Source organism: Janthinobacterium woesei (genome assembly GCF_051380875.1).
Classification (GTDB): domain Bacteria; phylum Pseudomonadota; class Gammaproteobacteria; order Burkholderiales; family Burkholderiaceae_D; genus Janthinobacterium.
Window position 1 is genome coordinate 65936 of the sequence record NZ_JBNYXW010000020.1, and the last position, 22273, is coordinate 88208.

The following is a 22273-nucleotide window of genomic DNA, read 5'->3' on the forward strand; positions in this document are numbered from 1 at the left end:
CTGCACCTGCCCGCGAGGACAGGTGGCGGTATCAGCAGGGCCGGCATAGACGCCGGCCCTGTTTTTTTGTGCCCGCCATGCTGTTGCGGGAAGGCGTAAAATGGGGTGTTTTTAGGCTTGCGCGGCAGTGAATCGGAGAACTTATCCCTAAAGGGCCGCGTTTCGCGTAAAATATCAGGTTCGGCCTCTTGCCTGGCGCGCTTGCCGCTGCCTCGCATGATGCATTTTTTCAACTTTCTTCCGTATCTCGCTCCCTCATGCCGAATTGGCTTTTGCCCGAAAATATTGCCGATGTTCTGCCGTCGGAAGCGCGCAAGATCGAAGAGCTGCGCCGCCTCATGCTGGATAATTTCCGTCTGTACGGATATGAACTGGTGATGCCGCCGCTGCTCGAGTATCTGGAATCGCTGATGACCGGCGCTGGCAAAGATACCGACCTGCGCACCTTTAAACTGGTTGACCAGCTCTCTGGCCGCATGCTCGGCCTGCGTGCCGACATGACCACGCAAGTGGCGCGTATCGACGCCCATTTGTTGAACCGCGCCACAGTGACGCGCCTGTGCTATGCCGGCAGCGTGCTGCATACCCGTCCTTCGGGTCTGCACGCCACCCGCGAACCACTGCAGATCGGCGCCGAAATTTATGGCCATGCCGGCCTGGAAGCGGACGCCGAGATCCAGGAACTGGCGCTCGCTTCGCTGGCACTGGCAGGTTTCGATAGCGTGCGCCTGGATTTGTCGCACGTCGGCCTGTTGCGCGCTATCATTGCGCAGGATGCCGCTGCCGTGCGCGACGAAGCTGCGCTGTACACCTTGCTGCGCGCGAAAGATGCGCCAGGCCTGCGCGCGCTGACCGCCGGTTATGATGCCGTGACGCGCGATGCGCTGCTGGCCTTGCCTGGCCTGTATGGCGACATCGATGTGCTGGCGCGTGCGCGCGCAGTGCTGCCGCCGCTGCCCGGCGTACTCAAGGCGCTGGCCGAACTGGCCGCGCTGGCTGGATCGGCCCTGGGCCGCGCCGAAGTGGCGATCGACCTGGCCGATCTGCGCGGCTACCAATATGAAAGTGGCGCGATGTTTGCGCTGTATGTACCTGGCTTGCCGAACGCGGTTGCGCGCGGCGGCCGTTATGACCACGTCGGCGAAGCGTTCGGCCGGGCACGTCCCGCGACCGGCTTCTCGCTCGATTTGCGCGAACTGGCGCGCCTGTTGCCGACCGCGGAACGGAAGCATTCGATCCGCGCGCCGTGGGGCAGCGCGCCAGAATTGAAGGAAAAAATCGCCGAGTTGCGCAAGGCGGGCGAGGTCGTGATCCAGAGTATGCCGGGTCACAGTAATGAACAAGACGAGTTCGAGTGCGATCGCGCGCTGGTACTTGCCGATAATGGTAGTAGCTGGATTCTTAAAAACTTAGGTTGAGTGATGTCAAAGAAAATTATGGCAAAGAACGTCGTTGTCATCGGCACCCAATGGGGCGATGAAGGTAAAGGCAAGATCGTCGATTGGTTGACCGATCACGCCCAGGGTGTGGTGCGCTTCCAGGGCGGCCACAATGCAGGCCACACGCTGGTCATTGGCGGCGTCAAGACCGCGCTGCAATTGATCCCGTCGGGCATCATGCGCGCCGGTGTCGCCTGCTACATCGGTAACGGTGTGGTCGTGTCGGTCCCAGATGTGCTGCGCGAAATCGACAAGCTCGAAGCGGTCGGCGTCGAAGTCGCTTCGCGTCTGAAAATCTCCGAAGCTTCGCCAGTCATCCTGCCTTACCACGCGGCACTCGACGCGGCCCGCGAAGCGGCACGCGGCGCGGCCAAGATTGGCACGACCGGCAAGGGCATCGGCCCTGCCTACGAAGATAAAGTGGCACGCCGTGCGATCCGTATCGCCGACCTGCTGAACGAGACCCGTTTTGCCGAAAAACTGGCAGAAAACCTCGATTACCACAACTTCGTGCTGGAAAATTATCTGAAGGCGCCGAAAGTCGACTATCAGAAGACCCTCGACGACGCGCTGGCCTATGTGCCGCGCCTGCGTCCGATGGTTGCCGACGTGTCGAGCGCGCTGTACGCAGCGCACAAGGCCGGCGCCAATTTGCTGTTCGAAGGCGCGCAGGGTTCCCTGCTCGACGTCGACCACGGCACCTATCCGTTTGTCACTTCGTCGAACTGCGTGGCGGGCAATGCATCGGCCGGCGCCGGCGTCGGTCCTGGCATGCTGCACTACATCCTGGGCATCACCAAGGCTTACACGACGCGCGTCGGCTCCGGCCCATTCCCGTCGGAACTGCCTACGGATGCAGGCGTTGGCTTGCACCTGGCCAAAGTCGGCCATGAATTTGGCACCGTGACGGGCCGCGCCCGCCGCTGCGGCTGGTTCGATGCCGCCTTGCTGCGCCGTTCGGTACAGATCAACGGCGTGTCGGGCATGTGCCTGACCAAGCTGGACGTGCTGGACGGCCTGGAAACGCTGAAGCTGTGCACCGGCTACAAGCTCGATGGCAAGATCGTCGATATTTTCCCGGTTGGCGCCGAAGACGCAGCACGCTGCGAGCCGATCTACGAAGAAATGCCAGGCTGGACGGAAAGCACCGTCGGTGCGAAATCGCTGGCGGCCCTGCCCGCAACGGCGCGTGCCTACATCAAGCGCATCGAAGAACTGGTCGGCGTGCCGGTGGACATGGTTTCGACCGGTCCTGATCGTGAAGAAACGATCGTCCTGCGCCACCCATTCGAATAAGCTGCTGGACACAATCCGCCGCAAGGCGGATTTTTTTAATCAAGCCAATAATAAGATTTCACTATCATGACTACCCCACAATCGAACGATCAACATCTCTGGGTCAACTGGGAAGAATACCACCGCCTGATCGAGCGCCTGGCGCTCAAGGTCTACGAATCGGGCTGGAAATTTGACCAGGTGCTGTGCCTGGCGCGCGGCGGCGTGCGCCCTGGCGATGTGTTCTCACGCATCTTCGACCTGCCACTGGCCATCCTGTCGACCAGCTCCTACCGCGAAGACGCAGGCACCGTGCGCGGCGACCTCGATATCGCCAAGTACATGACCATGACCAAGGGCCCGCTGGCTGGCCGCATCCTGCTGGTGGATGATTTGGCCGATTCCGGCGTCACGCTGGACAAGGTCACGCGCCACCTGAAGGAAAACTTTCCTGACGTGACCGAAGTCAAGTCGGCCGTGATCTGGCTCAAAGGCTGCTCCGTCGTGCGTCCTGACTACTTCCTCGACGAGCTGCCGCACAACCCGTGGATCCACCAGCCGTTCGAAGACTACGATGGCCTGCGCCCGCACCAGCTGGCAGCGTGGATCAAAAAGGGCGAAGCAGGCAAGTAATTCGCTTGCATTCTTGCTAAAAAAAGACGATCGTGTATCGTCTTTTTTTTCGTCCAAGGAAATGCGATGACCATACTGACGACGGCGCGCCTGCGCCTGGAACCGATCGCCGAGCACCATTACGAGCGCCTGCGCACGCTCAATACCGATCCCGAGGTGATGACATACCTGAACGCCGGCCAGCCCGAGACAGAGGCAGACACGCGCGCTGCCGTGAGCCGCACCATGGGCCGCTGGGCCGAATGGGGTTATTCGTGGTGGGTGCTGATCCGCCTGGACGATGGCGCCTTGGTTGGCATGGCCTGCCTGCAGCACATCGATGGCGACAAGCGCAAACCGCATGAAATCGGCTGGCGCCTGGCGCGCGCCTGCTGGGGCCAGGGCTACGCCAGCGAAGCGGCGGCCGCCATCGTCGCGCATGCCTTCGATGTCGTTGGTGCGCCCGAAGTGGTGGCCGTGGCCCATCCCGGCAACGCCGCCTCGATCAAGGTCATGACGCGCCTGGGCATGCAGTACGTGGGCATGGCGCGCCATTATGACCTCGATAGCGTGGTGTACCGCCTGGCGCGCCCATGACGGCGTTGCACAAGCCCCCGAAGCTGGGCACGCGTCTGGCCGCCATCGCATCCCGCCAGAGTCCCCCCAAACGTAACACTTATTTATTCACGGCCCCTTACACAAGGAAACCGCATGATCACCTGCTACCTGCGCTACATCATCGACCCCTATAAATTGCAGGAATTCGAAGCCTACGGTAAGTTGTGGATACCGCTGGTCGAGCGCTTCGGCGGCCAGCACCACGGCTACTTTCTGCCGTCAGAAGGCGCCAGCAACGTGGCGCTGGCCATGTTCTCGTTCCCCAGCCTGGCCCAGTACGAACAGTACCGCAGCGATTCGCTGCAGGATGCCGAGTGCCAGGCCGCGTTCCGCTACGCCGAGGAGACGCGCTGCATCGTCAGCTATGAGCGCAGTTTTTTCCGGCCGGTGTTCGGGTAAGCAGCACTGGCCTCAGTCCGCATGAAACTCGCTGGCCGAGACGAACAAGTCCCATGAGGCGATGAAGAGGGCGGCCACCACCGGGCCGATGACAAAGCCGTTCAGGCCGAACAGGGCCATGCCGCCCACGGTTGACAGCAGCACCACGTAGTCGGGCATCTTGGTGTCCTTGCCGACCAGGATGGGGCGCAGCACGTTGTCGACCAGGCCGATGACGAAGACGCCGAAGGCGGCCAGGCCCGCGCCCTGCCAGATGGCGCCCGTGGCCAGGAAGTAGACGGCCACGGGCGCCCAGACGAGGGCGGCGCCGACGGCGGGCAGCAGCGACAGGAAAGCCATCAGCACGGCCCACAGCAGTGGCGCCGGCACGTCGAGGAACCAGAAGGCCAGGCCGCCGAGGGCGCCCTGGGCAATGGCCACCAGGATGTTGCCTTTCACGGTGGCGCGGATCACCGTGGTGAAATTGTTGAACAGGCGCTGCTTGTATTTGCGGCTCAGCGGCACGGCATCCCGGATGCGGGCTGACAGGGTCGATCCATCGCGCATGAGGAAAAACAGCAGGTACAGCATGATGCACAGGCTGGTCAGGAATTCAAAGGTGTACAAGCCGACATTGATGGCTTTCACGGCCACCACCTGGCTCAGCTGCGTGGCGCCCTCGGCCAGCTTGTCTTGCAGGTTCGCCAGGCTGGACAGGTTGAAACGCTCCAGCAGATTGAGCAGCCATTGCGGCAGAACCGCCATGATTTTATTGAAAAACATGCCCACCGTGATCTCGCCCGAGCGCACCATTTCCACCACGCCGGCCGCCTGGTTGACCAGCGACACGGCAATGAGCGACAGCGGCAGGATGACGATGACGATGATCAACAGCAAGGTCAACAACGAAGCCAGGCCGGCGCGCCCCTTGGTTTTCTGCAGCAGCCAGCGGTGGACGGGCGCGAACAGGATCGCCAGCACCACGCCCCAGAAGACGGCGCCCGCGTACGGCGCCAGTATCGAGCCGAAGCCGACGGTGACGATGCTCAACAGGAGCAAGAACACTTTCTGGTGCAGCGTGAGTGTATGCATGGGCGGTAGCGGAATGATAATGGTTGGGTTACCTCATCATAAGCGAGGCCGGGCGCCCCGTGCCACACAATTGTGGCGCTGCGTGCGCCATGCTACATACGCGTGGCAATTCCAGTAAGCTGTCGTTCCAGGCGTCCGATTCCCGGCGCCTTTCACTTCAGGAATACGCGTGGCCGATCACATTCATTTTTATGAACCTGCACGGGGCCATGGCCTGCCACACGATCCGTTCAATGCCATCGTGGGGCCGCGGCCGATCGGCTGGATCGCCTCGCGCAGCGGCGAGGGCGTGCTCAATCTGGCGCCGTACAGCTTTTTCAACGCCTTCAATTACCATCCGCCGCTGATCGGCTTTTCCAGCATTGGCCGAAAGGACACCTTGCGCAATATCGAGCAGACCGGCGAATTCGTGTGGAACCTGGCGACGCGTCCGCTGGCCGGGGCCATGAACGCCAGCTGCGCGCCGGCGCCGCCCGAGGTGGATGAATTCGTGCTGGCCGGCCTGACGCCGGTTGCCTCGCGCATCGTCAAGGTGCCGCGCGTTGCCGAAAGCCCGGTGTCTTTCGAATGCCGGCGCACGCAGATCATCGAACTGCAAGGCGTGAATGGGGAGGGCGTCGGCAGCTGGCTGGTGCTGGGCGAAGTGGTTGGCGTGCATATCGCGCGCCATCTGCTGACCGACGGAATCTATGACACGGCGGCAGCAAAGCCGATCCTGCGCGGCGGCGGACCGGCCGATTATTTTGAAATCGGGCCGCACAGCCTGTTTCAGATGCGCCGGCCCGGCTACCCTTGATCGGGTGACTGCAGCGCGCTATTTTTGCATGATGGGATCGCGTCCCAGGGTGCGCGCCAGCGCGCCGCCGTCGCCGCGCCAGAATTCGCGGTCGGCCAGACGCACCCGTTCGGCCGCATGCTGCATGTGTTCCATTGCCGCCTGGCGGGCAAGCTGCGGGTCGCCGGCAGCGATGGCTTGCACGATCTTTTCATGCTCGCGGCGCACTTCGATGGAGAAGTCGCTGCGTCGCGCTTCGTTCGCACGCGTCACCTTGACAGCCGAGCGGATCGGGTCGGCGAACATGGCGACAAATTTCGGCCAATAGGGATTGCCGGTCGCCTCGGCGATGCACAGGTGCAGGCGCACGTCCTCTTCCACACCATCGACCCCGGCCGCCACGGCGTCCTCGATGCGCCGCAGCGCATGTTCGATGTCGGCCAGCTGGCCCGGCGTGCGCCGCACGGCCGCCAGTGCGGCGATTTCCGCTTCCAGTCCCTGGCGTACCTCGATCAGGTTCAGCAGCGACTGCACGGATTGCTCCGTCAGCGCGTCGCCGCGCTCCCCGCCCTTCGCGCCATCCTGTGCGCACACAAACGTGCCGCTGCCCTTGCGCGTGACGAGGATGCCTTCCGCTTGCAGCAGGGCGATGGCTTCGCGCAGCACGGTGCGGCTGACACCGAAATGCTCGGCCATGGCTTGCTCCGACGGCAGGCGCGTGCCGCTGGCCAGGCCATCGTGATGGATTTGCTGGCGCAGTCGTGCCGCCACCCGCGCCCCCAGGGTGCCAGTGGTGAAACTGCCCGCAGCGGACTCCGGCGCGGGGAGGGTAAAGCGGAACGTGCGGTCCATCGGATGCATCCTGGTCTTGGGTTTTGGGTGGGGATCAAGTTTGCCTGCTTGCCATTATATGGAATATACAGCTTGACACACATAAAACACACACATAATATACATCAATACAAATTTTAGACAAGTTGCCAGCCACCTCCGGTGGACCATAAAAATCCGGCACGGTCGATCCCTTAGTGATCAGGAGACAAGCATGGAAGCTTCACCAGTACACCCGCAAGCAATGCCGGGCCAGCCGGCCGGCACCGCCGCAAGCCAGAAAACCATCGACGACGCCGTATACCGCAAGGTCACCTGGCGCATCATCCCCTTCCTCATGCTGTGCTACATCGTCGCGTACCTCGACCGTGTCAACGTGGGTTTTGCCAAGCTGCAAATGCTGGCCGACCTGCAATTTTCCGAGACCGTGTACGGCCTGGGCGCCGGCGTCTTCTTTCTCGGCTATTTCCTGTTCGAAGTGCCCAGCAACGTGATGCTGCACAAGATCGGCGCGCGCGTCTGGATCGCCCGCATCATGATCACCTGGGCCATCATCTCGGGCGCCTTCATGTTCGTCACTACGCCGACCATGTTCTACGTCATGCGCTTCCTGCTCGGTATCGCCGAAGCGGGTTTCTTCCCTGGCATCATCCTGTATCTGACCTACTGGTATCCATCTGAACGCCGTGCGCGCATGGTGTGCACTTTCATGGCCGCCATTCCCGTCGCTGGCCTGATCGGCGGCCCGCTGTCGGGCTGGATCATGGAAACCTTCGCCGGCTGGCATGGTTATGCAGGCTGGCAGTGGATGTTCGTGCTCGAAGCGATTCCCGCCGTGATCATGGGCGTGGCCGTGCTGCTGTACCTGGACAACAGTATCCGCGCTGCGAAATGGCTGACGGAAGACGAAAAAGTCATCCTTGAGCAGCGCATCGCCACGGAAGCGAATGGCAAGGTATCGCACCCGTCGATCCGCGCCATGTTTGCCGACCCGCGCATCTGGCTCATGGCCCTGATTTATTTCTGCTGCGTGATGGGCCAGTATTCGCTGACCTTCTGGCTGCCCAGCCTGATCAAGGCGGCCGGCGTGACGGGCGTGCTCAATATTGGCATGTTCACGGCGATTCCGTACTCGTTTGCCGTGGTAACGATGATTTTGCTGGGACGCAGCTCGGACAAATACCGCGAACGGCGCTGGCACATGGCCATCCCGCTGGTGGTGGGCGCCGCAGCCATCGTCTGTAGCGCGCTGGCTGGCGCCGACAACACGGGTTGGGCCATCTTCTTCCTGACGATCGCCGCCGGTGGCATCCTGGCCGCCTCGCCCATGTTCTGGAGCTTGCCGACGGCCTTCCTCGGTGGCGTCTCGGCCGCCGCCGGCATCGCCGCCATCAACTCGGTAGGCAACCTGGCCGGCTTCGCTGCGCCCTACATGATCGGCTCCATCAAGGATATGACCCAATCGACCGACATGGCCATCTACCTGCTGGCGGGCATTCTGGTGATCGGCGCGGCCATCATCATGCGCGTGCCGGCCAAGCTGGTGAATAAATAAGTGGAGCAAACAATGACTGCAATAATCAAAAAAGTTGGCGTGGTAGGCCTTGGCGCCATGGGCATGGGCATTGCGCAATCCTTGCTGCGCGCCGGCTTTGAAGTGCATGCCTGCGATGTGCGCCCTGAAACCGTGCAAAAGCTGGTCGATGGCGGCGCCCATGCTGCCGCCTCGCCGGCCGCCCTGGCGGCGCAGGTGCAGGCCTTGCTGATCGTTGTCGTCAATGCGCAGCAGACGGAAACCGTGCTGTTTGGCGAGCATGGCGCCGCAGCCAATCTGGCGCCGGGCAGCGTGGTGATCGCCTGCGCCACCGTGGCGCCCGAATTTGCCGAAGCGCTCGGGGTGCGCCTGGCGGCCATGGGCTTGCGTTTCATCGATGCACCCATTTCCGGCGGCGCGGCCAAGGCGGCTGCCGGCGAGATGTCGGTGATGGCGGCCGGCACGCCCGACGCCTTCGACGCCTGCGCCGGCATCTTTGATGCCATCTGCGCCAAGCTGTATCGCCTGGGCGAACAGCCGGGGCAGGGCTCGAAAGTAAAGATGATCAACCAGCTGCTGGCCGGCGTGCATATCGCCGCCGCGGCCGAAGCGATGGCGCTGGGTTTGCGCGCCGGCTGCGACCCGGATGCACTGTACGAAGTGATCTCGAACAGCGCTGGCAGTTCCTGGATGTTCCAGAACCGCGTGCCGCACATCTTGAAGGGCGACTATACGCCCCTGTCGGCCGTCAACATCTTCGTGAAAGACCTGGGCATCGTGCTCGATTACGCGAAAAAAAGCGTCTTCCCCTTGCCCCTGTCGGCCACGGCCCACCAGATGTTCATGCAGGCTTCGGCCGCCGGTTACGGCGGCGAGGACGACTCTGCAGTCATCAAGCTTTTCCCTGGAATTACATTGCCAGCGAAAGCGTAACGAATCAAGGAAGGAAGAATCATGACTGTACTACTGGGATGTATTGCCGACGATTTCACGGGTGGTACCGACCTGGCCGGCATGCTGGTCAAGGCGGGCATGCGCACGGTGCAGCTGATCGGCGTGCCGCAAGGGCCGCCACCGGCGGACGTTGATGCGGTCGTCATCGCGCTCAAGTCGCGCACGACTGCGTCGGCAGACGCGGTGGCCGAATCGCTGGCCGCGCTGGCCTGGCTGCAACAGGCCGGATGCCGCCAGTTCTACTTCAAGTACTGCTCCACGTTCGACTCCACGCCGCGCGGCAATATCGGCCCCGTGGCCGAGGCGCTGATGCAGGCGCTCGACACCGACTTTACGATTGCCTGCCCGGCGTTTCCCGCCAACGGGCGCACCATCTACAAGGGCAATCTGTTTGTCGGCGATGTGCCGCTGGCCGAATCGGGCATGCGCGACCATCCCTTGACGCCGATGACGGATTCGAACCTGGTGCGCGTGCTGCAGCAGCAGGTGCAGGCGAAAGTGGGCCTGGCCGATTTCTCCGTGGTGGAAAAAGGCGCGGCTGCCATTGCGCAGCGCTTCACGGACTTGCGCGCGCAAGGCTGCCGCTTCGCCGTCGTCGATGCCGTCTCTAACCGCGACCTCGAAGCCATCGGCGCAGCCTGCGCCGACTTGAAACTGATTACGGGCGGCTCCGGCATCGCGCTGGGACTGCCGCAGAATTTCCGCCAGCGTGGCCAGTTGGCGCCATCGAATGCGGGCCAGGCGGGCCGTTTGCCGCCGCCGTCCGGCATGCGCGCCGTGATCTCGGGCAGCTGCTCGGTGGCCACGCAGCAGCAGGTGGCGCACTTGCGCGAGCGATCACCGTCGTTTCATGTCGATCCCTTGCAGCTCGCTGCTGGCGGCGAGGTGGTCGATGCGGTCGTCGAGCAAGCCCTGGAGTGGGCCGGTGCACACCTGGCGCAAGGACCAATTCTAATTTATGCCACGGCCACGCCGGATGCCGTGCGCGCCGTGCAGGCGCAGCTGGGCGTGGAACGGGCCGGCGCCCTGGTCGAGGAAACCCTGGCCGCCATCGCGCAAGGACTGGTACGCCTGGGTGTGGGCCAGCTGATTGTCGCTGGCGGCGAGACCTCGGGCGCCGTCGTCAAGGCGCTCGGCGTGGCGGGTTTGCGCATCGGGCCGGAAATCGATCCGGGCGTGCCCTGGACGCAAGCCATGCCCGCACTGGGCGATGAGGGCGGTGCGCCTTTGCTGCTGGCGCTCAAGTCCGGCAACTTTGGTACGGTCGATTTCTTCAGCAAAGCCTGGGACGTACTGGCATGACTACTGCCACCCCTGCCATCCACACCTCGCCCGAGGAAATGCGCCAGCGCGAGCAGATCGTCGATTTCGGCAGGTCGCTGTTCGAGCGTGGCCTGACGGCCGGTAGCAGCGGCAATCTGAGCGTGCGCCTGTCCGACGGCTGGCTGCTGACGCCAACGAACGCCAGCCTCGGGCGGCTCGATCCTGCGCAATTGTCCAAGCTCGATTGGGACGGCAAATTGATCAGCGGCGCGCAGCCTTCCAAAGAGGCGTTTCTGCACCGCGCCATGTACGAGGAGCGCGGTAGCGCCGGCGCCATCGTGCATCTGCACTCGACGTATTCGGCGGCCGTGTCCTGCATGTGCGGCTTGAATCATGACGACTGCATTCCGCCGCTGACGCCGTATTTCGTGATGAAGGTGGGGCGCTTGCCGCTCGTGCCGTACCACCGTCCGGGCGATCCGGCCCTGGCACGGGCGATTGGCGTCATGGCACGCAAGCATTCGGCCGTGCTGTTGGCCAATCACGGTCCCGTGGTGTCGGGCACGAACCTGGAAGCGGCCGTGTATGCGGCCGAGGAGCTGGAAGAGACGGCCAAGCTGTTCCTGCTGCTGCGCGACGTGCCCACGCGGCCACTCGATGCAGAGCAGATCCTTGAGCTGAAAAATACATTCAAGCTCGATATATAGACCAACAAGTTGCAAGGAGATACCGCATGCCCCGTTTTGCCGCCAATCTGACCATGATGTTCAACGAAGTCGCCTTCCCGCAGCGCTTTGCCGCAGCGGCGCAAGCGGGCTTCCAGGCCGTCGAATTTCTGTTCCCTTACGATTACGCGCCGCAGGAAGTAGCCGGCTGGCTGCGCGAGCACGGTTTGAAAAATGTACTGTTCAACCTGCCGCCGGGAGACTGGGCGGCGGGCGAGCGGGGCATTGCCTCGCTGCCGGGCCGCGAAGAAGAATTTCGCGCGGGCGTAGCGCGCGCCATCGAATATGCGCTGGCGCTGGGCACACCGCGCGTGCACATGATGGCCGGGCTGGTGCCAGAAGGGGCCGATATCGAACTGCACCGCGCCACCTACCTGGCCAACCTGGTTTATGCGGCCAAGGCCGTGGGCGAGCATGGTATTGCGTTGCTGATCGAACCGATCAACGGGCGCGACATGCCCGGCTACTTCCTCGTCACGCAAGCGCAGGGCCATGCGCTGCGTCTTGAATCGGGCCAGCCCAACGTCAAGGTGCAGATGGATTTTTACCATACGCAGATCGTCGAGGGTGATATCGCCATGACGTTCAAGAACAACTTCGACGGCATCGGCCACGTACAGATCGCCAGCGTCCCGGCGCGCAATGAACCGGACGATGGTGAAGTCAATTACCCGTATCTGTTCCGCCTGCTCGATGAGCTGGGCTACGACGGCTGGATCGGCTGCGAATACCGTCCGCGCGGGCGCACCGAGGATGGCCTCGGCTGGCTCGCCGCATACAACAACAAGTAAGGAGAGATCACATGAAAGTATTGATTACCGGCGGCGCCGGTTTCCTCGGACAGCGCCTGGCGCGCCAGTTGCTGGCGCAAGGCCAGCTGACGGACAGCCATGGCCAATTGCACACGATCAGTGAGCTGGTGCTGGTCGACGTGGTGCCCGCGCATGATTTCAACGATGCGCGGGTGAAGGTGGTCACGGGCGATATCGCCGACGGCGCCCTGATGCGCGCCACCGTCGATGCGCAGACGTCCTCGATTTTCCATCTTGCCGCCATCGTCAGCGGCCAGGCGGAAGCCGATTTTGAGCTGGGCATGCGTATCAACCTCGATGCTTCGCGTTTGCTGCTCGATATCTGCCGCGAACTGGGGCATAAGCCGAAAGTGGTGTTTACCAGCTCGGTGGCCGTCTACGGCGGCAAGCTGCCGGAGGTGGTGCAAGATGCGACGGCCCTGAATCCGCAATCGTCGTACGGCGCGCAAAAGGCCATCGGCGAATTGCTGCTCAACGATTACAGCCGCCGTGGCTTTGTCGACGGACGCGTGCTGCGCCTGCCGACCATCAGCGTGCGTCCTGGCAAGCCGAACAAGGCCGCATCCTCGTTCGCCAGTGGCATCATCCGCGAGCCTTTGAATGGCGAGGCGGCCGTCTGCCCGGTAGCGACTGATTTGCGCCTGTGGCTGCTGTCGCCGCGCGGCGCCATCGCTTCCCTGATCGCCGGCCATGAACTGGCGGGCGAAGCATTTGGCGCCAGCCGCACGGTCAACCTGCCGGGCCTGTCCGTCAGCGTGGGCGAGATGATCGCCGCACTGGAGCAGGTGGCCGGCCCCGAGGTGGTAGCGAAGATCAGCTACGTGCCCGATGCGGCAGTCGAACGTATCGTCAAGAGCTGGCCCGGCGCCTGGGACACCCGCCGCGCTGAAGCGCTGGGTTTGACGGCCGATGCGGATTTCGCCGCCATCATCCGTGCCTATATTGACGATACGAAGGCCGTTGCCTAGGCGAGCCCGGGCAGCTGCGAGCGGCGGTAGTCGAGCGGCGTGCTGCCCACCAGCGCCGCAAACTGGCGGCTGAAGTGTGCCTGGTCAAAAAAGCCCAGATCATGCGCCAGGCTGGCCAGGTCGGGCGCGCCTGGCTGGGCCAGCCGCCAGATCGCCTCTTGCAGGCGGTAGCGCTGAATCACCCATTTTGGACTGACCCCGATATAGTTGGCGAACAGGCGCTGCAGCTTGCGCTCGCTGATCGCCATTGTTTCACACAGTTGCGCGACGCTGACAGGGCCGTGATGGGCGGCCGCCGCGGCGGCCAGCTGGCCGGCCAGCAGCGCTGCGCCATCAATTTCCGGCAGTACCTCCAGCAGCATCGCCTGTGCCTGCGCCACCATCGCGCTGTCATCGACTTGCCGCAATACCAGCGCCTCGGCGCGATCAGCCGGCATGCCCAGCAGTGCATCGACGGTGATCGTGCTGTTGGTAAACGACGCCAGCGGCTGGGCAATGAACGGGCGCAAGCCGCCCGGTGCAAAACGCACGCCCAGTACTTTGCCCGAGCCTGCCAAAGGCCGATCGAAAGCGCCGCGCACCACGCCATGGATGGCGGTGCGGCCCGCATCGAAAACCAGATGAGCGTTCGGATACGGCAGCACGCGCTGCGTTTCGGGCGCGCGGTCCCGAAAGTCCCATTCAACCACCCAGAAGTAATCGACAAACGGCGCCAGCGCGGCCGTGGGCGGATAGGTCGCCAGCCGTATCCGGCGCGCCGTGGCGCGCGGATCGACGATGCCCTTGGGCGTATCTTCGCGCTCTGCAAGCACATTGCTGCGGTTGTCGGTTTTATCCAATATTGATCTCGCACGTGGCGTTATGGTGGCGTTCTCGCATTGACTGAAGGACGATCATGAAATCGCACAGCGTAGTAGTGGGCCCGATGCTGGGCTTGATGTTGGCCGGCTATTGTCATTTTTCGGCGCCCGCCATCGCGGCGCCGTCCACACAAGGAAATCATCGCATGAGTACACGTGTTTCGGGAAATTTTAGCATCACCATGACGCCGGCGGCTACGCCGCAACGTTCGGGGCGCACGGCGTTGGGCAGGGTACTGCTGGACAAGGTCTACACGGGCGAACTGGCTGCCACGGCCAGCGGGGAGATGCTCAGTGCCGTTACCGATACCAAAGGCGCGGCCGGCTATGTCGCCATGGAAGCCATTACGGGCGTTTTGCAGGGCAGGCAGGGCAGTTTCGTGGTGCAGCATGCGGGCACGATGGCCGACGGCAAACAGGAGCTGGCCATCGTGATCGTGCCGCATTCCGGCACGGGGCAACTCACGGGCATCAGGGGGACGATGGTGATTCGCATCGAGGGTGGCCAGCATTTCTACGACCTCGACTATTCGTTGCCAGCGTCAGAGTAAGCCGTTTGACGCAGGTGACGATTCCCCTTATCGATTGCCGGCCCGGGCAGCGCGCTCGATGACATCTTGCGCATGCAATTGAAGCCGCGCCTGCCACCCGAGCTGTATCAGCAAAACGAGCGCATCCTGCTGGCGCTGAAACAGGGCGCGCTGGTGCCGGACGTGCCGCCTGCCTTGCTGGCGCTGTACCGGCCTTCGGTACAGCCGTATTTGATCTCGTCGTTGAAATACGCACCGCGCGACACGGTCGCCAGGCTGCGCATGCCGGTGCTGATCGTACAGGGAACGACCGATCTTCAGGTCTCCGTCGCCGATGCGCAGGCCTTGTCGGCTGCTGCGCCATCGGCCAGGCTGCTCGTCGTGCCAGGCATGAACCATGTGCTGAAGATGGTGAGCGGCGACCAGGCGCTGCAGATGCCGTCCTACAGTAATCCCGAACTGCCGCTCGCTCTCGGGCTGGCCGAGGCGCTGGCGGCGTTTGTGCTGGCGCCCTGACGACCCTGGACCTTATTGGCCCAGGATGGACGCCACGTTGTCGGTGCCTGGCGCGCCAAACAGCTGCTGCTTGAGGATGTGCAGCTGGTCGCGCACTTGCGCCGCTTTTTCGAACTCCAGGTTCTTGGCGTGGTCGAGCATCAGTTTTTCCAGGCGCTTGATTTCCTTGCTGACTTGTTTCTCGCTCATGGATTCGAACTTCGCCGCTTCCTGCGCCACCTGCAGGTTTTCGCGCGCTTCCTGCGGGCTGTAGACGCCGTCGATCATGTCGCGGATCGATTTCTTCACGCCGATCGGGATGATGTTGTTGGCCGTATTGAAGGCGATCTGCTTGGCGCGGCGGCGTTCCGTCTCGTCGATGGCGCGGCGCATGGAGTCGGTAATGCGGTCGCCGTACAGGATTGCCGTGCCGTTCAGGTTGCGCGCGGCGCGGCCGATGGTCTGGATCAGGCTGCGCTCGGAGCGCAAGAAGCCTTCCTTGTCCGCGTCGAGGATGGCGACGAGCGACACTTCCGGCAAGTCCAGGCCCTCGCGCAGCAGGTTGATCCCCACCAGCACGTCAAAGGTTCCCAGGCGCAGATCGCGCAGGATTTCCACGCGCTCCACTGTCTCGATATCGCTGTGCAGGTAGCGTACCTTGATGCCATGGTCGCCCAGGTATTCCGTCAGCTGTTCCGACATGCGCTTGGTCAGGGTCGTCACCAGCACGCGCTCGTCCTTCTTGATGCGCTCGACGATTTCCGACATCAGGTCGTCCACCTGCGTGCTGGCGGGGCGCACGATGATCTGCGGATCGACCAGGCCGGTGGGGCGCACCACCTGCTCGACGATCTGGTCGGAATGCGTTTTTTCATATTCGCCTGGCGTGGCCGAGACGAATATGGTCTGGCGCAATTTCTGCTCGAATTCCTCGAATTTCAAGGGGCGGTTGTCCAGCGCCGACGGCAGGCGAAAGCCGTAGTCGACCAGGTTGGTCTTGCGCGAGCGGTCGCCGTTGTACATGGCGCTCAGCTGGCCCGTCAGCACGTGCGACTCGTCGAGGAACATCAGGGCGTCGGGCGGCAAATAGTCGACCAGGGTCGGCGGCGGTTCTCCCGGCTGCGCGCCGGACAGGTGGCGCGAATAGTTCTCGATGCCCTTGGTAAAACCGATTTCGGCCATCATTTCCAGGTCGAAGCGCGTGCGCTGTTCCAGCCGCTGTTCCTCGATCAGCTTGTTTTCCTTGCGGAAGAATTCCAGGCGTTCGCGCAGCTCATCCTTGATGGTTTCCACGGCGCGCAGCACGGTGGAGCGGGGCGTCACATAGTGCGAGCCCGGATACACGGTGAAGCGGGGGATTTTCTGCCGTACGCGGCCCGTCAGCGGGTCGAACAGCTGGATCGATTCGATTTCGTCGTCGAACATTTCCAGGCGCACGGCCAGCTCCGCATGTTCGGCGGGGAAGATGTCGATGGTATCGCCGCGTACGCGAAAGGTGCCGCGGCCGAAATCGACTTCATTGCGCGTGTACTGCATCTGGATCAGGCGCGCGATGACGTCGCGCTGGCTGACGCGGTCCTTCACACGCAAGGTTAAAATCATCTGGTGGTATTCGTTCGGGTTACCGATACCGTAGATGGCCGAGACGGTGGCGACGATGATGACGTCGCGCCGCTCCATCAGCGACTTGGTGCACGACAGGCGCATCTGCTCGATATGCTCGTTGATCGACGAATCCTTCTCGATGAACAGGTCGCGCTGCGGCACGTAGGCTTCGGGCTGGTAGTAATCGTAGTAGCTGACGAAGTATTCGACGGCGTTCTGCGGGAAGAAATCGCGAAATTCGCTGTACAGCTGTGCGGCCAGCGTCTTGTTCGGCGCAAAGACGATGGCTGGCCGGCCCATGCGCGCGATGACGTTGGCCATGGTGTAGGTCTTGCCCGAACCGGTCACGCCCAGCAAGGTCTGGAAGGCCAGGCCATCGGCAATGCCCTCGGACAGTTGGGTGATCGCCGTCGGCTGGTCACCGGCCGGAGGGAAGGGCTGGTGCAGTTTGAAGGGGGAGTCCGGGAAAGAGATAATTGCGCTTTCCGCCTCGCTGGCGGTAGATAATTCGGGCATGTGAATCAGACCTTTGTTAGAATAGTGCTCTGCTGGCGGCCCTGGCGTTGTATTCAGGGGCGCTGTTTACAACTCCGCTGTGAACCTGCTTCCAATCGAATCCAATCTTATCATGACGAACCCAACTGTTTCTGCCAGTCTGTTTAGCGCCATCGAGATGGCCCCACGCGACCCGATCCTGGGCATCACCGAAGCATTTAACGCGGACCAGAATCCCGCCAAAATCAATCTGGGCGTTGGCGTCTATTATGACGACAACGGCAAGGTGCCTCTGTTAGCTTGCGTACGCAAGGCAGAAGCGATCCTGATCGAACAGGCAGCACCACGCACCTATTTGCCGATCGAAGGCCTCGCTGCCTACGACAAGGCGGTGCAAGAACTCGTATTTGGCGTCGATAGCGCCGTCATTCAAGAGCGCCGTGCCGTGACCGTGCAAGCCATTGGCGGCACGGGCGCACTGAAAATTGGTGCCGACTTCCTGCAGCGCTTCGCGCCGGGCGCCCAAGTCTACATCAGCGACCCAAGCTGGGAAAACCACCGCGCGCTGTTCGAAAGCGCCGGCTTCGTCGTGAATAACTACACCTATTACGATGACGTTACCCATGGCGTGAACTTCGACGGCATGCTGGCTAGCCTGAACGCCATGCCGGCCGGCTCCATCGTGCTACTGCACGCTTGCTGCCATAACCCGACTGGCGCCGACCTGAGCGTCGCCCAGTGGGATCAGATCATCGCCGTTGTCACCGTGCGCGCCCTGGTGCCGTTCCTGGACATGGCTTACCAGGGCTTCGCCAACGGCATCGCCGAAGATGGCGCCGTGGTGCGCCGCTTTGCCGACGCGGGCGGCCCGCTGCTGGTGTCGAATTCGTTCTCGAAATCGTTCTCGCTGTACGGCGAACGCGTGGGCGCCCTGAGCGTTGTCGCTGCCAGCGCCGACGAAGCGGCCCGCCTGCTGTCGCAGCTGAAGCGCGTGGTGCGCACCAACTACTCGAACCCGCCGGTACACGGCGGTAAAGTGGTCGCCACTGTCCTGGCCACGCCGGAACTGCGCCAGTTGTGGGAAGAGGAACTGGCCGGCATGCGCGTGCGCATCCGCGAAATGCGCAATGTCTTCGTTGAAAAACTGAAGGAAAAAGCGCCAGGCCACGATTTCGAATTTGTACGCCAGCAAATCGGCATGTTCTCGTACTCGGGCCTGACCAAGGAACAAGTGGCGTCGTTGCGCGAGCAATCGATCTACGCCGTCGACACGGGCCGTATCTGCGTGGCAGCATTGAATTCGCGCAATATCGACATCGTCATTGACGCCATCGCCAAAGTGCTTTAAGATATTGCTTCTTCGGCGCTGCATGCAAGTGTGGCGCTGATGGCAGTAGAAGGTCAGTGATGGCTGTGTTGGGCAAGTTGCAGTATCAGTCTTGCAAATACGGAATAAGCGACATATAATATTGCCTCTTTTCCCTGATAGCTCAGTTGGTAGAGCGACGGACTGTTAATCCGCAGGTCCCTGGTTCGAGTCCAGGTCGGGGAGCCAGAATTCGAAAGGCCACGTTGAAAAACGTGGCCTTTTTTGTTTTTCGCCGCTGGCATGCGCGTTCGGTAAAGTAAGAATTTCCCTATGGGAATCTGGACAGTTGAAAATTTGCCCTATATAATATGGCCTCTTTTCCCTGATAGCTCAGTTGGTAGAGCGACGGACTGTTAATCCGCAGGTCCCTGGTTCGAGTCCAGGTCGGGGAGCCAGAACATCAGCAGTAGAAAAAACCAGCCTTAACGGCTGGTTTTTTTTTGCCATGTCGCCATCTGGCGTGGACATGCCGCCAAGGTTGCTCTGGCACTGTTTCTGGCGACACGATGCCGTGGTTGCCTGGCAGTCGCATCGCTCAAGGGCCTGGGCGCGTCGAGCCTATCTCTACTGTGGTATGTGTGTGGGCAGAATTGCATGCAACTGTTGCACCTGCTTGAATTATTTTTTGCCAACTTAAATGTCTTGTTGATATTTTAAAGGGCATGTTCTAAGCTGAGTAGTTCAGGGGAAATAAATTTCCTGTCCAAAATAATGGGGAGTGAAAACATGAAATTGACGATACTGGCCAGCATCACGGCGCTAGCGATGATGGCGCCTGCGGCACATGCGAATCTGCTGAACAATGGCGGTTTCGAATCGAGCGTATTCAACGGCAGCTTCAGCACGATCAGTAGTGGCGGCTCGCTGGGCGCATGGAGCGTGGACAGTGGCAGCGTTGACCTGATCAATAATTACTGGGTACCGGCGGAAGGCAGCTATAGCCTGGACTTGAACGGCGACGTGGCAGGGCGCATTTCGCAATCCTTCGGCACCGTGGCTGGGCAGCTTTACAACGTCAGTTTTAGCCTCGCTGGCAATACGGACGGCGGCAGCAGCCTCAAGTTGCTCGATACTGGGGTGACTGGCGTGCATACGTTCAGCTTTGATGCCACTGGCCAGTCGCACTCGAACATGGGCTGGGTCACCAAGGGCTTCAGCTTTATTGCGACCGGCGCGAGCAGTACCCTGTATTTCCAGGGGAGCAGCGCCAACGGCGCGTGGGGTGCGGCGCTCGATAATGTGTCGGTGACTGCAGCCGTACCCGAACCGTCGACCTATGCCATGCTGGCCGCCGGCCTGGGGCTGATGGGTCTGGTGGTACGCCGCCGCCGCGCTTTGCGCGACTGACGTCCTGCCAGGCTTGGCGGCCTTGCTGCCGTCACGGCTGGCGAAAAGTAGCCGCAGTATCAAGAAGCCCCACCTTACGGTCGGGCTTTTTGCATTTCAGCAAGACAAAAGCTGCACGCCAGTGCTTGCCAGCCATGTTGGTCCATCAACGGCGCGCGTGCAGCCCTTCGTGCTGCCGGGCGCCGCCGTGGGCGTGCTGCTGCTGGTCGCCCTATTCGTCTGGTTGCGGCGGCGTCGCCAGCGCAAGGCGTCAACGGCAAAGCGGACGTGAATCTGAACGTTCGGCGCAACTTGCAGTAAAATACAGGCTGAAAAATGGTTACGAGCAATCGTAGCCATTTTTTATTCTTGTCTGGCCCTGGCTATCGCCCCATTTGAAAATCGACCACGTTTCAATCGACTATGTCTCAATCGACCACCTCGCATGCCCTGCATCACCAGTTTTTGCGCTTCGCCGCCGTCGGCGCTTCCGGCACGGCCGTGCAGTATGCCGTGCTGTGGAGCGGCGTCGAATGGGCCGGCATCAGCGCCGCCGCCGCTTCCGGCGTCGGCTATATCCTCGGTTCGCTGGTTAATTACGTGCTCAATTACTTTTTTACCTTTAAGAGCGACAAGGGGCATGGCGAGGCGGCCAGCAAGTATTTCACCTTGCTGGGCATCGGCTGGTGCATCAATACAGGGCTGATGTGGCTGCTGGTACATCACCTGGGCTGGTATTACTGGCTGGCGCAGGTGCTGGCGACAGGCATCGGCCTGCTGTGGAATTTTGCCGGCAGCCGCTGGTGGGCGTTCAAGCCGGCCAGCGCCAGCGGAAAATAGTCATTTAGTCATAAAAAGAGGCGCACTGGCCACAAGCGGGCGCCCGGTCCTACCAAAATAAGGGGTTAATCATGCAGTTCCTGGAACGCTATTTCAAATTGAAGGACAACGGGACCAATGTGCGCACGGAGCTGCTGGCCGGCCTGACCACATTCCTGACGATGGCCTACATCATCTTCGTCAACCCGTCCATCCTCGGCGACGCCGGCATGCCGAAAGACTCCGTCTTCGTCGCCACCTGCCTGGCCGCTGCCATCGGTACCCTGATCATGGGTCTGTACGCGAATTATCCGATCGCGCTGGCACCGGGCATGGGCTTGAACGCGTATTTCTCGTACACGGTGGTCAAGGGCATGGGCATGAGCTGGGAAGTGGCGCTGGGCGCTGTCTTCATTTCCGGCTGCCTGTTCATCCTGGTGAGCCTGTTCAAGGTGCGCGAGATGATCATCAACAGCATTCCACCGGCGCTGCGCACGGCCATCACGGTCGGTATCGGCTTGTTCCTGGCGATCATTTCACTGAAAAGCGCGGGTGTGGTGGTGTCCAATCCCGCCACCATCATCGCCCTGGGCGACTTGCACCAGGCGGCGCCCATCCTGGCCATCATCGGTTTCTTCATCATCGTTGCGCTGGACCGCCTGAAAGTGCCGGGCGCCATCCTGATCGGCATCCTGGCCATCACCGTCGCCAGCTTCTTCTTCGGCGGCAACCAGTTCAACGGCATCGTCTCGGTGCCGCCCGCCATCGAGCCGACCCTGTTCAAGCTCGACATCATGGGCGCGCTGTCGATCGGCATCGTCAACGTGGTGCTGGTGTTTTTCCTGGTGGAACTATTTGATGCGACCGGCACCCTGATGGGCGTGGCCAACCGTGCCGGTTTGTTGAAAAACGGCAAGATGGAGCGCATGAACAAGGCCTTGCTGGCCGACAGCACGGCGATTGCCGCCGGCGCCTGCCTGGGCACGTCCAGCACCACGGCTTTCGTGGAAAGCGCGGCCGGCGTGCAAGCCGGTGGCCGCACGGGCTTGACAGCCGTGGCCGTCGCGCTGCTGTTCCTGGGCAGCCTGTTCTTCGCTCCGCTGGCGCACACCGTGCCGCCGTATGCGACGGCGCCCGCGCTGCTGTATGTGGCCTGCCTGATGCTGCGCGAATTGACCTACATCGACTGGGATGACAGTACGGAAAGCATTCCGGCCGCCATCACGGCGCTGATGATGCCATTTACCTATTCGGTCGCCAGCGGCGTGGCCTTCGGTTTCATCACCTACGCCGTGCTCAAATTGCTGACGGGCAAGGGCAAGCAAGTGTCGGCGGTGGCGTACATCATTGCCGCCATCTTCCTGTTCAAGTTCATTTATCTGGGCGAATAAGTTGGGCAAATAAGCTGGGCGAACAAGGACAGGAGCCGGCCAAGAGTTGGCGCAGCAATGAAAAGGCCGCCCGTGCACCAGCACCGGCGGCCTTTGCTTTTGGCTTT

At 61.8% G+C, this 22273-nt stretch carries 22 protein-coding genes and 2 tRNA genes; 20 read left to right on the forward strand and 4 right to left on the reverse strand.

Annotated elements, in window-relative coordinates:
- The first annotated feature begins 257 nt into the window (after positions 1-257).
- The 5 genes from ACQ4W6_RS21790 (at position 258) to ACQ4W6_RS21810 (ending at position 4343) form a co-directional block, all read left to right on the forward strand.
- Complete coding sequence (locus ACQ4W6_RS21790) at positions 258-1418, forward strand: ATP phosphoribosyltransferase regulatory subunit (RefSeq protein WP_436569261.1); 1161 nt, start codon at positions 258-260, stop codon at positions 1416-1418.
- Positions 1419-1421: 3 nt separating this feature from the next.
- Positions 1422-2735: an adenylosuccinate synthase gene (locus tag ACQ4W6_RS21795; protein WP_436569262.1), complete on the forward strand. Its 1314-nt coding sequence runs from the start codon at positions 1422-1424 to the stop codon at positions 2733-2735.
- A gap of 66 nt (positions 2736-2801) precedes the next feature.
- Positions 2802-3347 (forward strand): phosphoribosyltransferase, encoded by a 546-nt coding sequence (locus ACQ4W6_RS21800; protein ID WP_034752020.1) that lies wholly within the window; start codon positions 2802-2804, stop codon positions 3345-3347.
- 66 nt (positions 3348-3413) lie between these two features.
- A complete protein-coding gene (locus ACQ4W6_RS21805) occupies positions 3414-3923 on the forward strand; it encodes a GNAT family N-acetyltransferase (RefSeq protein ID WP_436569263.1) in 510 nt (169 codons plus the stop codon).
- Positions 3924-4037: 114 nt separating this feature from the next.
- A complete protein-coding gene (locus ACQ4W6_RS21810) occupies positions 4038-4343 on the forward strand; it encodes an NIPSNAP family protein (RefSeq protein ID WP_436569264.1) in 306 nt (101 codons plus the stop codon).
- A gap of 12 nt (positions 4344-4355) precedes the next feature.
- On the opposite strand, the gene ACQ4W6_RS21815 is transcribed toward ACQ4W6_RS21810, so the two are convergent.
- Positions 4356-5414, reverse strand: coding sequence for an AI-2E family transporter (locus tag ACQ4W6_RS21815; RefSeq protein ID WP_436569265.1), 1059 nt, complete (start codon positions 5412-5414; stop codon positions 4356-4358).
- Positions 5415-5583: 169 nt separating this feature from the next.
- Between ACQ4W6_RS21815 and ACQ4W6_RS21820 the strand changes: the two genes are divergently transcribed.
- Positions 5584-6210, forward strand: a complete 627-nt coding sequence (locus ACQ4W6_RS21820; protein ID WP_436569266.1) for a flavin reductase family protein — start codon at positions 5584-5586, stop codon at positions 6208-6210.
- A gap of 18 nt (positions 6211-6228) precedes the next feature.
- On the opposite strand, the gene ACQ4W6_RS21825 is transcribed toward ACQ4W6_RS21820, so the two are convergent.
- Positions 6229-7041 (reverse strand): FadR/GntR family transcriptional regulator, encoded by an 813-nt coding sequence (locus tag ACQ4W6_RS21825; protein WP_436569267.1) that lies wholly within the window; start codon positions 7039-7041, stop codon positions 6229-6231.
- A gap of 223 nt (positions 7042-7264) precedes the next feature.
- On the opposite strand from ACQ4W6_RS21825, the gene ACQ4W6_RS21830 reads away from it, so the two are divergent.
- From ACQ4W6_RS21830 to denD, 6 genes are read left to right on the forward strand one after another with little or no spacing between them, the layout of a single operon-like run.
- Positions 7265-8575 carry an MFS transporter gene (locus ACQ4W6_RS21830; RefSeq protein WP_436569310.1) on the forward strand — a complete coding sequence of 437 codons (1311 nt, stop codon included), beginning with the start codon at positions 7265-7267 and terminating at the stop codon, positions 8573-8575.
- A 21-nt stretch (positions 8576-8596) separates the two neighbouring features.
- A complete protein-coding gene (ltnD, locus tag ACQ4W6_RS21835; protein ID WP_436569311.1) occupies positions 8597-9487 on the forward strand; it encodes an L-threonate dehydrogenase in 891 nt (296 codons plus the stop codon).
- 21 nt (positions 9488-9508) lie between these two features.
- The gene (gene otnK, locus ACQ4W6_RS21840) at positions 9509-10810 is read left to right on the forward strand and encodes a 3-oxo-tetronate kinase (protein ID WP_436569268.1); all 1302 of its coding nucleotides are present in this window, start codon (positions 9509-9511) and stop codon (positions 10808-10810) included.
- Positions 10807-11478 carry a 3-oxo-tetronate 4-phosphate decarboxylase gene (otnC, locus tag ACQ4W6_RS21845; RefSeq protein ID WP_436569269.1) on the forward strand — a complete coding sequence of 224 codons (672 nt, stop codon included), beginning with the start codon at positions 10807-10809 and terminating at the stop codon, positions 11476-11478. Before otnK ends, otnC begins: the two co-directional genes overlap by 4 nt.
- Positions 11479-11504: 26 nt before the next feature.
- The gene (gene otnI / locus ACQ4W6_RS21850; protein WP_436569270.1) at positions 11505-12287 is read left to right on the forward strand and encodes a 2-oxo-tetronate isomerase; all 783 of its coding nucleotides are present in this window, start codon (positions 11505-11507) and stop codon (positions 12285-12287) included.
- Positions 12288-12298: 11 nt separating this feature from the next.
- On the forward strand, positions 12299-13276 hold the full coding sequence (gene denD / locus ACQ4W6_RS21855; RefSeq protein WP_436569271.1) for a D-erythronate dehydrogenase: 978 nt from the start codon (positions 12299-12301) through the stop codon (positions 13274-13276).
- On the opposite strand, the gene ACQ4W6_RS21860 is transcribed toward denD, so the two are convergent.
- Entirely contained in the window at positions 13273-14115 is an 843-nt protein-coding gene (locus tag ACQ4W6_RS21860; RefSeq protein ID WP_436569272.1) for an AraC family transcriptional regulator, read from the reverse strand. The genes denD and ACQ4W6_RS21860 overlap by 4 nt on opposite strands.
- Before the next feature lie 167 nt (positions 14116-14282).
- Between ACQ4W6_RS21860 and ACQ4W6_RS21865 the strand changes: the two genes are divergently transcribed.
- Both ACQ4W6_RS21865 and ACQ4W6_RS21870 read left to right on the forward strand, forming a co-directional pair.
- Positions 14283-14687 (forward strand): DUF3224 domain-containing protein, encoded by a 405-nt coding sequence (locus ACQ4W6_RS21865; RefSeq protein WP_436569273.1) that lies wholly within the window; start codon positions 14283-14285, stop codon positions 14685-14687.
- A gap of 72 nt (positions 14688-14759) precedes the next feature.
- Entirely contained in the window at positions 14760-15182 is a 423-nt protein-coding gene (locus ACQ4W6_RS21870; RefSeq protein ID WP_436569274.1) for an alpha/beta fold hydrolase, read from the forward strand.
- Positions 15183-15194: 12 nt separating this feature from the next.
- Here the strand turns inward: ACQ4W6_RS21870 and uvrB are convergent, their stop codons facing one another.
- Complete coding sequence (gene uvrB, locus ACQ4W6_RS21875; RefSeq protein ID WP_436569275.1) at positions 15195-17282, reverse strand: excinuclease ABC subunit UvrB; 2088 nt, start codon at positions 17280-17282, stop codon at positions 15195-15197.
- Between the two features lie 112 nt (positions 17283-17394).
- Here uvrB and ACQ4W6_RS21880 point away from each other — a divergent pair, with 112 nt between their 5' ends.
- The 6 genes from ACQ4W6_RS21880 to ACQ4W6_RS21905 all read left to right on the forward strand — a co-directional run bounded on the left by ACQ4W6_RS21880 (position 17395) and on the right by ACQ4W6_RS21905 (position 22166).
- Positions 17395-18609, forward strand: a complete 1215-nt coding sequence (locus ACQ4W6_RS21880) for an amino acid aminotransferase (protein WP_436569276.1) — start codon at positions 17395-17397, stop codon at positions 18607-18609.
- A 131-nt stretch (positions 18610-18740) separates the two neighbouring features.
- Positions 18741-18816, forward strand: a tRNA-Asn gene (locus tag ACQ4W6_RS21885).
- Between the two features lie 133 nt (positions 18817-18949).
- Positions 18950-19025: transfer RNA gene (locus ACQ4W6_RS21890), tRNA-Asn, on the forward strand.
- A 331-nt stretch (positions 19026-19356) separates the two neighbouring features.
- A complete protein-coding gene (locus ACQ4W6_RS21895; protein WP_436569277.1) occupies positions 19357-19977 on the forward strand; it encodes a choice-of-anchor C family protein in 621 nt (206 codons plus the stop codon).
- Between the two features lie 402 nt (positions 19978-20379).
- Entirely contained in the window at positions 20380-20796 is a 417-nt protein-coding gene (locus ACQ4W6_RS21900; protein WP_436569278.1) for a GtrA family protein, read from the forward strand.
- 71 nt (positions 20797-20867) lie between these two features.
- Positions 20868-22166 carry an NCS2 family permease gene (locus ACQ4W6_RS21905; RefSeq protein ID WP_436569279.1) on the forward strand — a complete coding sequence of 433 codons (1299 nt, stop codon included), beginning with the start codon at positions 20868-20870 and terminating at the stop codon, positions 22164-22166.
- Positions 22167-22273 lie beyond the last annotated feature (107 nt).